The organism is Bacillus gaemokensis (genome assembly GCF_001590835.1).
Classification (GTDB): Bacteria; Bacillota; Bacilli; order Bacillales; family Bacillaceae_G; genus Bacillus_A; species Bacillus_A gaemokensis.
Genome location: NZ_LTAQ01000067.1, coordinates 21,131 through 32,805, shown reverse-complemented (window position 1 = coordinate 32,805; position 11,675 = coordinate 21,131). Strand labels below are relative to the sequence as shown.

Annotated in this window: 15 protein-coding genes and 1 pseudogene; 11 read left to right on the top strand and 5 right to left on the bottom strand. The window is 34.5% G+C overall.

All coding sequences use genetic code 11. The features are described 5' to 3' along the window. Positions 1–398 precede the first annotated feature (398 nt). Positions 399–704 carry a WGxxGxxG family protein gene (locus tag AZF08_RS25130; protein WP_033675502.1) on the bottom strand — a complete coding sequence of 102 codons (306 nt, stop codon included), beginning with the start codon at positions 702–704 and terminating at the stop codon, positions 399–401. Positions 705–1,050: 346 nt separating this feature from the next. Here AZF08_RS25130 and AZF08_RS25125 point away from each other — a divergent pair, with 346 nt between their 5' ends. Then, a complete protein-coding gene (locus AZF08_RS25125; RefSeq protein ID WP_033675503.1) occupies positions 1,051–1,566 on the top strand; it encodes a DUF3231 family protein in 516 nt (171 codons plus the stop codon). A 442-nt stretch (positions 1,567–2,008) separates the two neighbouring features. On the opposite strand, the gene AZF08_RS29380 is transcribed toward AZF08_RS25125, so the two are convergent. Continuing rightward, positions 2,009–2,305: a DUF4145 domain-containing protein gene (locus AZF08_RS29380; RefSeq protein WP_051725803.1), complete on the bottom strand. Its 297-nt coding sequence runs from the start codon at positions 2,303–2,305 to the stop codon at positions 2,009–2,011. Between the two features lie 589 nt (positions 2,306–2,894). Here AZF08_RS29380 and AZF08_RS30955 point away from each other — a divergent pair. The 3 genes and pseudogenes from AZF08_RS30955 to AZF08_RS25100 all read left to right on the top strand — a co-directional run bounded on the left by AZF08_RS30955 (position 2,895) and on the right by AZF08_RS25100 (position 4,372). Further along, positions 2,895–3,086, top strand: coding sequence for a hemolysin XhlA family protein (locus AZF08_RS30955; RefSeq protein WP_051725808.1), 192 nt, complete (start codon positions 2,895–2,897; stop codon positions 3,084–3,086). After that, a complete protein-coding gene (locus AZF08_RS25105; RefSeq protein ID WP_033675504.1) occupies positions 3,086–3,325 on the top strand; it encodes a hypothetical protein in 240 nt (79 codons plus the stop codon). Before AZF08_RS30955 ends, AZF08_RS25105 begins: the two co-directional genes overlap by 1 nt. Continuing rightward, a pseudogene (locus tag AZF08_RS25100) lies at positions 3,322–4,372 on the top strand (N-acetylmuramoyl-L-alanine amidase). The gene AZF08_RS25105 and the pseudogene AZF08_RS25100 overlap by 4 nt, the downstream one beginning before the upstream one ends. A gap of 39 nt (positions 4,373–4,411) precedes the next feature. Here AZF08_RS25100 and AZF08_RS25095 read toward each other — a convergent pair. Together AZF08_RS25095 and AZF08_RS25090 are read right to left on the bottom strand one after the other, a co-directional pair. After that, complete coding sequence (locus AZF08_RS25095; RefSeq protein ID WP_033675505.1) at positions 4,412–4,885, bottom strand: restriction endonuclease; 474 nt, start codon at positions 4,883–4,885, stop codon at positions 4,412–4,414. A 36-nt stretch (positions 4,886–4,921) separates the two neighbouring features. Next, positions 4,922–5,119 (bottom strand): helix-turn-helix transcriptional regulator, encoded by a 198-nt coding sequence (locus AZF08_RS25090; RefSeq protein ID WP_033675506.1) that lies wholly within the window; start codon positions 5,117–5,119, stop codon positions 4,922–4,924. A gap of 149 nt (positions 5,120–5,268) precedes the next feature. Here AZF08_RS25090 and AZF08_RS25085 point away from each other — a divergent pair, with 149 nt between their 5' ends. From AZF08_RS25085 to AZF08_RS25065, 5 genes are all read left to right on the top strand, one after another. Next, the gene (locus AZF08_RS25085; RefSeq protein ID WP_033675508.1) at positions 5,269–5,571 is read left to right on the top strand and encodes a hypothetical protein; all 303 of its coding nucleotides are present in this window, start codon (positions 5,269–5,271) and stop codon (positions 5,569–5,571) included. A 2-nt stretch (positions 5,572–5,573) separates the two neighbouring features. Next, positions 5,574–5,756: a hypothetical protein gene (locus AZF08_RS25080; RefSeq protein ID WP_033675509.1), complete on the top strand. Its 183-nt coding sequence runs from the start codon at positions 5,574–5,576 to the stop codon at positions 5,754–5,756. 107 nt (positions 5,757–5,863) lie between these two features. After that, the gene (locus AZF08_RS25075) at positions 5,864–7,045 is read left to right on the top strand and encodes an FtsK/SpoIIIE domain-containing protein (protein WP_033675510.1); all 1,182 of its coding nucleotides are present in this window, start codon (positions 5,864–5,866) and stop codon (positions 7,043–7,045) included. After that, positions 6,987–7,604 carry a replication-relaxation family protein gene (locus tag AZF08_RS25070; protein ID WP_033675511.1) on the top strand — a complete coding sequence of 206 codons (618 nt, stop codon included), beginning with the start codon at positions 6,987–6,989 and terminating at the stop codon, positions 7,602–7,604. Before AZF08_RS25075 ends, AZF08_RS25070 begins: the two co-directional genes overlap by 59 nt. Positions 7,605–7,624: 20 nt before the next feature. Next, positions 7,625–7,897 carry a hypothetical protein gene (locus AZF08_RS25065; RefSeq protein WP_033675512.1) on the top strand — a complete coding sequence of 91 codons (273 nt, stop codon included), beginning with the start codon at positions 7,625–7,627 and terminating at the stop codon, positions 7,895–7,897. A gap of 517 nt (positions 7,898–8,414) precedes the next feature. Here the strand turns inward: AZF08_RS25065 and AZF08_RS25060 are convergent. After that, positions 8,415–9,062 carry a cupin domain-containing protein gene (locus AZF08_RS25060; protein ID WP_033675513.1) on the bottom strand — a complete coding sequence of 216 codons (648 nt, stop codon included), beginning with the start codon at positions 9,060–9,062 and terminating at the stop codon, positions 8,415–8,417. 551 nt (positions 9,063–9,613) lie between these two features. On the opposite strand from AZF08_RS25060, the gene AZF08_RS25055 reads away from it, so the two are divergent. Together AZF08_RS25055 and AZF08_RS25050 are read left to right on the top strand one after the other, a co-directional pair. Continuing rightward, positions 9,614–10,651, top strand: a complete 1,038-nt coding sequence (locus tag AZF08_RS25055; protein WP_063177401.1) for a hypothetical protein — start codon at positions 9,614–9,616, stop codon at positions 10,649–10,651. 468 nt (positions 10,652–11,119) lie between these two features. Next, positions 11,120–11,440, top strand: a complete 321-nt coding sequence (locus AZF08_RS25050; RefSeq protein ID WP_033675516.1) for a luciferase domain-containing protein — start codon at positions 11,120–11,122, stop codon at positions 11,438–11,440. Positions 11,441–11,675 lie beyond the last annotated feature (235 nt).

The following is an 11,675-nucleotide window of genomic DNA, read 5'->3' as shown; positions in this document are numbered from 1 at the left end:
ATGTCTATAACGAATCGATAACGTACATCACTACGGAGAACACGCTCATATTTTATACAGTTATCCATAATTTTTGTAATGTGTAACTTAGAAAAGAAAATCTTATAAATTCACTGATACCAAGGGATTCAGCAATAGGCTCAGTTACACACAATATAAGATATGGGTAAGTGAAGCAACGGCATAAAAAAGAAGCGTAGTTCGTCAAATGGACGTAACGCTTCATTACCATCAAATTAAGAAATTCATTGTTTCCGATTAATAATATCCGTTTTTATGTAATTATTATTGATTTTGAAAAAATAAAAAATCGCCTTATTAAAGGCGATTCATAGTTTATTCATTTTGCATTCTTTTGATAAATAAGTATCTTTTAAAGTTAAATGCAATGTTCTACATTAACGTGTTTCTGGTTCTTTTTCTTTTCTTCTAAGACCGAATAAACCTGCTAGTCCTAATAAACCAAGCCACGCCCAATTATTATTATCATCACGATCATTATTCAAATCATTTGTTGTATTCACATTTCGAGTTCTAGTATCATTATTAACTCTATTCATGTTATTGTCATTAACTCGGGTTGTAATATCATTATTGTTAACTCTATCCATATTATTACCATCGTATTCAGCATGGACACTTGTACCAAAAACCATAATAGTTAGTAATAGGGCACCTAAAATAGATGACAATTTTTTCTTCATGGTTTTCCCTCCTTTCATATTTAGTAATGTCTCCCGTTCCTTTAGACAATATTCGTTTAAAAATATTATAAATCCATTTGAGTTAAAATTATGATAAATATCTTTAATTTCTATTATTAAAAGTACTGATAATAATGGATTATGTTAATTGAAATATATGTGTTATTTATAAGAATAATTTTTTTGTAACAGTACATTCTATAAGGTGTAATTACTATATTTGGGTAAGGTGTTCCTTATGAGTTATAAGAACTTATTTTCTTTAATCAGGAACATGGTTGGGAAAATTTTTTCTATAGTAAGCATTTTTGTTAAGAGTTTAATTTCTTTAAGGAGGAATATTTTAATGGGTATTTTAAGTGGAAATCCACAAAATGAACCAATGCACTACGGAGAAGTCTTTGGGATTTGGAGTTATCTTGCAGCAGCACAAGGTGCAATTGCTGGATATCAAGTTCTTATTAATCACACAGGAGACGACGATTTAAAGAAATTTTTAGAAAACCTTGTACAGAACGATATCCAATCAGAAGTTGAAGAATTAAAAAATTTATTAAAATTAAATGGTGTTGCATTACCACCAGCACCTCCAGAAAGACCAGTTGCATCTATTGAAACGATTCCTCCTGGTGCTCGTATTAATGATGCAGAAATTGCAACTAAAGTTTCTATGGATCTTGCTGCTGGGTTAGTAGCATGTAGCCAAGCAATGGGACAATCTCTTCGAGAAGATGTAGGAATGATGTTTGGTCAATTCCATATGAAAAAAGCACAAGCTGGAGCTATATTACTTCGTCTGAATAAGAAAAAAGGTTGGATTATTCCGCCTCCATTACATGTTCAACAATCAGAACAAGCATAATACCTTAATAGAAATCCAATTTATTCTTTATGGTTGTTGCAATGAGCTTGTCTAGGGAAATAAAGGTTATTGGCGAATTAAAATAAAGTGGCAGAGTCGTGACCGCTTTTTGGCAGTAAATGTGCCGGTTGTTTTGGATTCAGCATGATATATTTGTATTGTGAGAAGTGGCGGAAAACACAACTCACAAGGATAACTTTATAATGATAAACGGCTCATTTTATATCATGGTTTAGAACTTGATTTCCGACAGCTTTAATGGAGCTGATTGAATGACTATTGAAGCATGGAAGGGCTTTTGCTCTTCTTCCAGTTACTTGATACTGTTCAATGTGTACCTTATACGAAAAAACATCAGGTGATTGGGAAAAGGATAAAACTTCATTTACTGTATATTAATTAAAAAAAATAGTAGAAGATAGAGCACCCAAATGGGTGCTTTTTATTTTGCATCTCTTCTTTCTATTGCTGCTTTTGCACCTGCAGGTAATTTCTCAAAGAGAGATGCAATTTTCATTTTCTTACTTATTTGTTCTTCAATAATAAAGTTAATTAATTCAAAGATAGCTACAGCAGTTTCAACATCAGCGGAGAGATCCAATTCACCAAGGTGAACGGCATTATTTCCTATTACTCTTAGTGTATCTAAGACTTGTTGTACTTCTACTGGCAGTCCTTTTTTTACCAGTGAAGCAATATCATCATTGATATTATTCCCTTTTTCTCCAAGTTCAACCATAAGCTTCTGTATAATCCGGTTTAATAGATTCTGGCATATCAATGTGGGGAGGTGCAATTAATGAACTATTAGGCACTATTAGCACCTTGTTAAACCAAAACGCTTTCATATTGCAATGCGCGCACAAAGATACTTCCAATTCGTTCAAAAGAAGCTCCCCTTCTAAAAGGGTTCTATACCAAGTCTGCTTAGCGTATACCTGACAATGCGGACAATGAAAACTTTTACTGCGATACTTTGGAGGATAATGTGTTATAGACATAAATAAACAATCCTTTCTTAATTTAATCTATTAATATTTTTAATACTTAGTTTTACTTAGTATTAAAAATAAGTAGGTGATGTCATGCTACTCAAGATATGTAGATGCGGTAAGACAGTTCGGATGGAGCAAGGTATGTGTGAAGCGTGTGCTACTATTACCGAGAAGAGAAGGAAGCAAAGGCACAAAGACTATAAGGCTAAGCGTACTGATGTAGACAATCAGAAGTTCTATAACTCTAAAGCCTGGGGATTAACAAGGGCGAGAGTAAAGGACAGAGACAACGGACTATGTCAACTGTGCTGGAGTGATAGCAAGGTGAAACCAATGGAAATAAAAGAAATTAGGTTAGATATTCGAAGCTTAGAAACGCGAACTACAGGAAATGAAAAGGGTATCATCAACATTAATAAACAATTGGATAAAATCAGCGCCAATACAACGTGGATTTTACGCCTTATTGTTGGCGGAATTATTGGGGCAGCTCTCACTTTCTTCTTGAAAGGAGGTGGTGTGTAATGGTTGAAATTACTGTAATGATTGGCATTGTAGTCGGTCTTTCACAGATTGCAAAAACAGTTGGATTACAAACAAAATACATTCCGTTATTAAATTTAACGCTTGGCATTGTGCTAGGCGTTTTATTTTTGCCACAAGACTTAAAAATGAATGTATTTCAAGGAATCATCATTGGACTGTCAGCAAGTGGATTATTTGACCACACAAAAATTATGAAAAAGGATGTTGATGCTAAATGAAAAAGACAATGAAACATTTTACTTCTCTTCTTACGATTTTAGTACTTGCTGTTTCTTTTTCAACAAGTGCTTTTGCTGATAGAACACTTAATTGATGGTTTACCTAAAACACCATATCGTTACGGTGTAGGGGCTTATGAGGGAGTTGTGGCACATTCTACAGCAACTCCAGAAGCTCCAGCTATTAACATTCAAAAATATGAGTCTTGTACATGGCGTTCAGCATTTGTTCATTATGCGGTAGATTGGAATGAAACAATTCAAATTGCTGATACGAAGTACATCGCATATGGAGCAGGACCAGGAGCAAATAAACGTTTTGTACATGTGGAGTTATGTGAAACGGCAGACTATACGAAATTCAAACGCAGCTATGATAAATATGTAAGGTTACTTGCAAAAATCTTGAAAGATAACAAACTATCAGTCGAAAAAGGATTATGGACTCACTATGATGTAACGAAATATTTGGGCGGCACAGATCATGAAGATCCACTTGATTACTTACGTAGTCATGGTGTTTCTGAAGCTCAATTCCGCGCTGATGTACAACGTGCGTACAATAATGGTGACGTATCTGTTCCGAATAAACCTTCTCAACCAGGTGAACCAACTGCAAACATTGAGGGAGTTGCATACATTCAAGGGAATAACGTTAATTTGCGTAAAGGCCCAGGTGCGAGTTATTCCGTTATTCGTCAGCTGAATAAACCTGAAGCTTATCAAGTGTGGGGAGAGAAAGACGGTTGGCTAAACTTAGGTGGAAATCAGTGGATTAAATACAATCCATCATATATCCGCTTTGAAAAGAAAGAGCCTGTAAATCCAGTTGCAGAGAAGCGCGTTGTTTCTAAAGTTAATAACCTACGTTTCTATGATTCTCCATCTTGGCAAGATAAAGATGTTGCTGGAACTTTAGATTCAGGACTAGGATTTGCAATTGATGTGAAAGTAAATGTTAATGGATCACCACAATACAAAGTACACAATAGTAAAGGTAAAACATATTATGTAACAGCAAATGAAGTCTATGTATATGTGAAATAAGTTGAAAGCCGTCTCTTTCGTAGAGGCGGCTTTTTTTAATTACATTGGCTTCGAATTCATCATATGAATTAGTGCATCTCCATCAATTAATTCTATATTTTTATTTGCTGCATATTGTCTTGCGTTTTTGTTGAAATTACTCAGCGTAACGAAATACCCCCCGACAGCTTCAGTATCCACAATAGCACTGTGGAGTTTCTGAATGAAGGGTCTGCCAATCGTTCCCTTCGTATAACGTTTCACCTCAACGTACTTCACTTCGTTTCCTTTATGTAGAATAATGTCTTTTCCACCATCATTAGATCCAGATGTTACTTGTGCTTTGTATCCGATAGAACGGAACAAGTCAGCGACGACATATTCAAACTTTCGTGGGTCCATTTCTTCTAAATACTTTCGATTTGCTTGTACTTTTAGTTGGGCAACACGAAGTTCTTCGCTAGAGACTTCTGTATTTGGCATAGTTGCTCCGATTACAAAAACAAGTATTAATAACAGGATAGCCCAAATCACATACCTCACCTCAATATGAGTATGCCCAGTTGATTTCTATTCTAAATCTTCTTCAATCCAAATATCCTCTATGTGCATATTTAGCAATTTAGCAATACGGTATGCAACAGGTAATGTAGGAATACCGCCTTTAATGAGGTTTGTCATGGTGGCATTAGTGATACCAGCTTTTTTTGCTATAAATCCATATTTTATTCCTCTATTATCAAGAATTTCTTTTAATTGGCTATTCACATTGGCCCCCCCTTTATAAAAAAATAATAGTTCTTTTTATTATTTTTTCAATTGGACATGCAAATTCCTTCTTTCTAGTTCATATACCTATATTACTTCCACCTGGAAGACTACGAGGAATCAAGGACATCAAGAAGGGAGAGGGATATATGCGTTGGCAGTATAGTTACCTCAATACAACTCCATATCTATATTCATCAAAAGAACTTCGTCATATGTACAATGAATCAAGATCAAGAGGGGAAACAGAATCCATTTTAACTCATATGAAAAATCATGAAGTGTTGAATAACAAAGAATACAAGGGTTATTTCAGCTTATCGCAAGTTGTTGAAGAAGATTTGTATGGTGAAGAAGAGGATGTTCTCAATTGGCAAATTTTAATGGATTGTTATGAAGTTGTTGCTACAAAGTTAGGGATTAAATTTCGTGAGAGAGAAGAGGCGGAATAGCTATGACACTTGCAGCGGAAGCGGTAATTATTTGGACAGCGACAGGCTTGTCTGTCATCACGATGAAAGTGGCGGGAAAAATGGGGAAGAGTATTCCACATTGGCTTCCACAAGTGACTTTGTACACCACACTTACAGGCTCGTTCTTATACCTTCTACGTTATGTTCTAATGTTGTTTCTATGAAGGAATAGTACTTGGAAGAATGAGACAACGCACTATACAAAAGGAATTGCTTGTTCTGCAATATTCCAAAAATTCCCCCTTATAGGATATATAAGGGGGAATTTTTTATGTTGGAATTATTGTTAGTTCCAACGGCAGCACTTACCTACGCATTGGTAAGTGATAAGTTCAAACGAAAAGATGATGATAGAAAGAAAATCAAAGTGTTTTTTGAAGTGTCCGGCATAGTTATTAAAAGGGATGATAAATTACATTATCCGAAATTCGAAAAACAAATTGAAGACGATAGGAGTATCACTTTTATATACAGCTTACCAGTAGGAATGCCGAATAAGATTATACAAAAGGTAGCAGATGTGGTAAGTGAGGGATTAAACAAACCTGTACGGATTCAATATGATAATTATGAACTAAGTATCCGCGTATTCAATAAAGACATTCTTAAGAAGTGGGAGTGGTCACAAACGTTAGTTGAAAAAGATAAATGGCTTGTACCAATAGGGCAAAGTTTAGAGCAATTAATTTATCATGATTTCGATAAAACCCCTCATATGACATTAGGTGGTTTAACACGTATGGGAAAGACAGTTTTTTTAAAGAATGTGATGACATCTCTTATTACAGCACAAGCAGATCATACTTATTTGTATATTATCGATTTAAAAGACGGTTTAGAATTTGGATCATATCAAAATTTGAAACAAGTTGAATGTGTCGCAGAAAAACCAATTCAAGCTTTTCAAGTATTGAATACAATCCTTGAAAAAATGGAAGAAAAGATGCGTTACATGAAGGGAAGGCACTATACAAATGTTGTGGAGACAGATATAAAAGAACGATATTTCGTCATTGTGGATGAAGGAGCAGAACTTTGTCCAGATAAAAGTATGGAGAAGGAGCAACAAAAACTATTAGGAGCTTGCCAACAAATGCTTTCTCACATCGCACGTATAGGGGGAGCACTTGGATTTAGGCTTATTTTTTGCACACAGTATCCAACTGGTGACACATTACCTCGTCAAGTAAAACAAAATTCAGATGCAAAACTCGGTTTCAGGTTACCAACTCAAATAGCTTCTCAAGTTGTAATTGATGAAGCTGGTCTTGAATCCATTGAAAGCATACCCGGACGTGCGCTTTTCAAAACGGATAGATTGACAGAGATACAGGTCCCTTATATTTCTAATGAAAAGATGTGGAATGTATTAAAACAATACGAGGTGGAGAAACATGAACATTCAAACACACATCAAATTGAACCGTCAGATGACGATTCTGACCTCGATTAGAAAGCTAAAATTTGCAACAAGAAGGCATTTAATGGCTATTCATGATATGGGGGGAATAAGGAATGCGAATCGAATTTTAAAAGACCTAAATCCCTTTGTGAATAGTACAGTTTATAAAAAAGAGTATGTATATTATTTAAATAAAAAAGGGCGTGCGCTATTTGATGATACAGAAAAGATAGTACCAACAATTCGATTAGCACACAGCCTTATGAGAAATGAAGCGTGGTTCTATCTATTCTGTCCTGACGATTGGAGAATAGAAGAACCCATCCGTTATAAAGTAAATGATAAAAAGAAAACAATTATTCCTGATGTAAAGTATCGAGATGAAGAAGGGATATTAAATGCAGTGGAAATTGATCGTACACAGATGATGAATGTGAATAGCGAGAAACTGAATAGATATGGCGAGTTTACCATGTATTATAAAATTAAATATAACGGAAAAATACCAATCATTCATTTTTTTACAGTGACTGAGTATAGACAAAAAACATTGGAGCAATTTGCGATGAAACATGGTGTATATGTAAAAGTTTATGTAATCCCATTCTAATCTAGAGGAGGATGATTGTTATGAGGATGCCAGAAACTATGGGAGGATTAATAGAGTTACTGAAAACGTTAAGTAAGGAGGAAGTGATGGATATAGCATTAGAAACGTTAGCGTTTGCTGACGGGGCAAAGTCTGATGCGGAAACACTATATGAAATAGATGAAACAAAAGATTTTCCGGAGATGGAAGCGCCGAAATTTGAAAGTATTCAATATAGTGTGAAGAAAAAAGGTGGCATTATATACTGTTTTCGCTTCATTAACTTTAACAGATTTAACTTGCAAAATATCTAAAAAGGAGTACTCTCAGAAATGAGTATTCCTTTTTAGATGGTCAATTTGATAAAGATAACTTTACGATAAAGTGTTGAGAATCAGAATAAGCCATTGATTATGATACAATGGATGATTTGATAGTTGAAAAATGCTCTTTTGGTATAAAATAAAGATTTATTTATTTTTACCACAATTACAACCTTTTTTCTTTACATATCCTTGTTGGTATGAATTTTCGGACCGTCGTTGATCGGAAGATTGAGTACGGTTATTTTTATTGTTCGAAGAATTTTTGTTAGAGTTGTAATTTTTATTCACGCTAACATCACCTCCTATATAACATACTAATATTATTATATGTACAAGCTTTAGTAATCGTTACGATAGAAGGTATAGGGGTAAAGGGATAATTGCCAGTAAGTATATTGTTTATAATTATAAAATACAGTGAAAAAGAATTGATCAACTGGCAATGAGATATGATATGGTTTTGAAAGTATTTATTACGCAGGGGTTTTAACCAGAGCTTTCTGTATTAATATCCCCAATATGGATCAAATGGAAGCTGTTGTTGGTAATAAGAAGGTGGCTGTTGTACAGGTGGTTGATTTGAATATACAGCATGATGCATACCATCTCGGTTTTGACTTTGATTACAGTTTGCTGGAGGACCAATTACAGTAGTAGATTGGAGAGGAGATATTGCTTGTTTCCATTGCTGTTCATCAAGACAATAAGTATGGGCCATTACATTTGATGGGGTTAGTCTTAAAATATCAGATCCAAAAATAACTTCTGGCGTAGGAGCATTGAAAATTGCTAATAAATGTGTATTGTCTACAGAAGCAATTTCATAATGCCACCAACCTTGTGGAACATTGGCAACTTGCCCTGGTTTTATAGGGAGATTCAGAATTTGATTTGTGAACGGATTAAGTAAAGAAACGACAGCAGCTCCAGATATACAGTAAACAAGTTCGGCTGCATTTTGATGTACATGAGGCTCAACAACATTACCGGTACTTAAAAAAATATCTAATAAGGATGTATTATCTAGTGTATTTAATTGTTTAATACCAAGTACGTTTATATAGTTTTGAGCATCCTTTTTAAAGAAATTACTTGTGTTTAAATCATGAGTGAAGCTAACAGAGGGAGAAGCATAATCTATATAGGAAGTCATACACTTTTCCTGCCTTTCTATTTTGAAATAGGTATACGGATTAGGATATGAGTCTAGTTCATATATTGTGCGGTAATGAATATTTGTTCAAGAATTATAGTTTTTTAAGTTATTTGTAAAAAACATCTATTTTAAAATAGGTGTTTTTTAGGTTATAGAAAATAATCCTAATTTAGCTAACAGTGTATCATTTCTTTCTGTTTTTAACTTGTTGTAGCTGATTAGAAAAGTAGTAATCAACAATATTTGAAAAATAAACCATACAGAACACATGTAAAGTTTATATGTGTTCTGTATGGTTTAAGAGGAAATGATTTAATTATGATGTGTTATGTAAGTCTGATATGAATACAGTATTCAACTGAAAGTGTTTTGAGGAGAATGTATTCTTTTTTATGATATGCTTTCTATTTTGAAATGTAAAATAAGGCTTGATCTGATGGTTCTTTTATAGTTTTTATAGATGCTTTCCTTATACTTGTATATTTGTAGATTCATAAGCTATGGTATGTAGTTAGGAAAACTGTTTTATCTATAAGGTAGGTGGAAAAATGAGTGAATTTAAAAAGGATCCATGTATATCGGTACCTTTGCCTAAATTTAGATCAACAGAAGCTAAAGGAAGGGGCCGTAGGATGAACAGGGGCAATAGAAGTCGTAAGGTCATTAGGAGATATAGGACCAACGGGGCCGATGAGTTCAACAGAAGTAATCAAAGAGCCTATGGTCCAACTAGGGATAATCACAGGGATTATGAGTCTAACAGAGATAATCAAAGAGCCTATGATTCGGCTAGGAATAATCAAAGAGCTGATGAATCCAACAGGAGTAAGCAAAGAGGATACGAGCCAACTAGGGATAAACAAAGAGCCGATGAGTTCAACAGAAGTAATCAAAGAGCTGATGAATCCAACAGGAGTAAGCAAAGAGGATACGAGCTAACTAGGGATAAACAAAGAGCCGATGAGTTCAACAGAAGTAAGCAAAGAGCCTATGATTCAATTAGGAACAATAAACGAGCTGATGAATCCAACAGGAGTAAGCAAAGAGGATACGAGCCAACTAGGGATAAACAAAGAGCCGATGAGTTCAATAGAAGTAATCAAAGAGCCTATGATTCAATTAGGAATAATAAACGAGCTGATGAATCCAACAGGAGTAATTATAGAGTCGATGATCCGACTAGGGATAAACAAAGAGCTGATGAGTTCAACAGGAGTAATCAAAGAGCCTATGGTACGACTAGGGATAAGCAAAGAGCTGATGAGTCCAACAGAAGTAATCAAAGAGCCTATGGTCTGAATAGGGATAATCACAGAACCTACGAGTCCAACAGAAGTAATCAAAGAGCCTATGATTCAATTAGGAATAATCACAGGGCTGATGAATCCAACAGGAGTAATCAAAGAGCCTATGGTCTGAATAGGGATAATCACAGGGCTGATGAATCCAACAGGAGTAAGCAAAGAGCCTATGGTCTGGATAGGGATAATCACAGAACCTACGAGTCCAACAGAAGTAATCAAAGAGCCTATGATCCAACTAGGAATAATAAAGGGTTTCAAGATAACGTAGGACCTGTGTTGTAACCAGTGTTTTGAATTGAAAATTTTACCACAGGTAATCAATAATCATTAATATAATATTCAAACATGGAAACAGTAAGAAATGAGACTGGAAACACTTCCCCGTGGATTGAAGGTGTTATACGCGGGTAAATATCTTGTATAACACTTAAATCTAACATATGTTGAACCCATACTGGAAAGAGGTATGGGTTCAAGTTATAGGTGATGGTTGGCTAATTTGTAATGATATAAATTTAGGGTGGCATCATAATCAAGGGGAGGAGAAATGACATTTGAACGTTGTAATCTTTCAAACGTACATATTGAAGAGTGTAATAGTAATGAAAACGAAAAATAAATAAAAACGTATTTGCTTCTTCCTTGTTATAAACTATTTTCGCATATACATTCATACTTTTGATTGAAGTAATTTTTCATGAAAAAAGATATCCTATTCTTACATTCAGATTAATAAAGGAGTGAATGGTTATGTCATATAGTGAAATGATTAGAAAAGAAGTGTTGAGCTGGGAAGGTGTTTCTGAAAAGCCACATCGATTTGGTGGTATTGAATTAAATTATAAAAAGAAAGAATTAGGTCATCTTCACGGAGATACATTAGCTGATCTGCCATTTCCAAAATCAAAACGTAATGAATTAATAAATCAAGGCTTAGCACAGCCACATCATGTATTACCTGAATCAGGATGGATTAGTTACCATATAAAAAGTGAAGAGGATCTTCCATTACTCATTGAACTTTTCCGGATGCAGTATGATAGATTTGTAAAAAAGTTAGAAAATAAATGAATTTAGTATATAAATAAAGAACTAGGTACATGTCTAGTTCTTTTTTATATTAACAACGTACAGCAATCTCCATACTGCAAAATTTAGCGAAAGTGAAGGACTTAGATGTAGGGATTGTTAGTGAAAGTTTGATTAGGAAGGGAGAATCATTAGTGGGGGGGATGTAGTCCTATTGATGGAAGTACTACTTTAGGTTTTTTAATTAAAATATGCATTATTGCATGCAAGCGTTTTC

Coding starts and splice junctions, on each gene's coding strand:
- AZF08_RS25130 (WP_033675502.1), bottom strand. CDS start 704: ATGAAGAAAAAATTGTCATCTATTTTAGGTGCCCTATTACTAACTATT.
- AZF08_RS25125 (WP_033675503.1), top strand. CDS start 1,051: ATGGGTATTTTAAGTGGAAATCCACAAAATGAACCAATGCACTACGGA.
- AZF08_RS29380 (WP_051725803.1), bottom strand. CDS start 2,305: ATGGTTGAACTTGGAGAAAAAGGGAATAATATCAATGATGATATTGCT.
- AZF08_RS30955 (WP_051725808.1), top strand. CDS start 2,895: ATGGAAATAAAAGAAATTAGGTTAGATATTCGAAGCTTAGAAACGCGA.
- AZF08_RS25105 (WP_033675504.1), top strand. CDS start 3,086: ATGGTTGAAATTACTGTAATGATTGGCATTGTAGTCGGTCTTTCACAG.
- AZF08_RS25085 (WP_033675508.1), top strand. CDS start 5,269: ATGCGTTGGCAGTATAGTTACCTCAATACAACTCCATATCTATATTCA.
- AZF08_RS25080 (WP_033675509.1), top strand. CDS start 5,574: ATGACACTTGCAGCGGAAGCGGTAATTATTTGGACAGCGACAGGCTTG.
- AZF08_RS25075 (WP_033675510.1), top strand. CDS start 5,864: ATGTTGGAATTATTGTTAGTTCCAACGGCAGCACTTACCTACGCATTG.
- AZF08_RS25070 (WP_033675511.1), top strand. CDS start 6,987: ATGAACATTCAAACACACATCAAATTGAACCGTCAGATGACGATTCTG.
- AZF08_RS25065 (WP_033675512.1), top strand. CDS start 7,625: ATGAGGATGCCAGAAACTATGGGAGGATTAATAGAGTTACTGAAAACG.
- AZF08_RS25060 (WP_033675513.1), bottom strand. CDS start 9,062: ATGACTTCCTATATAGATTATGCTTCTCCCTCTGTTAGCTTCACTCAT.
- AZF08_RS25055 (WP_063177401.1), top strand. CDS start 9,614: ATGAGTGAATTTAAAAAGGATCCATGTATATCGGTACCTTTGCCTAAA.
- AZF08_RS25050 (WP_033675516.1), top strand. CDS start 11,120: ATGTCATATAGTGAAATGATTAGAAAAGAAGTGTTGAGCTGGGAAGGT.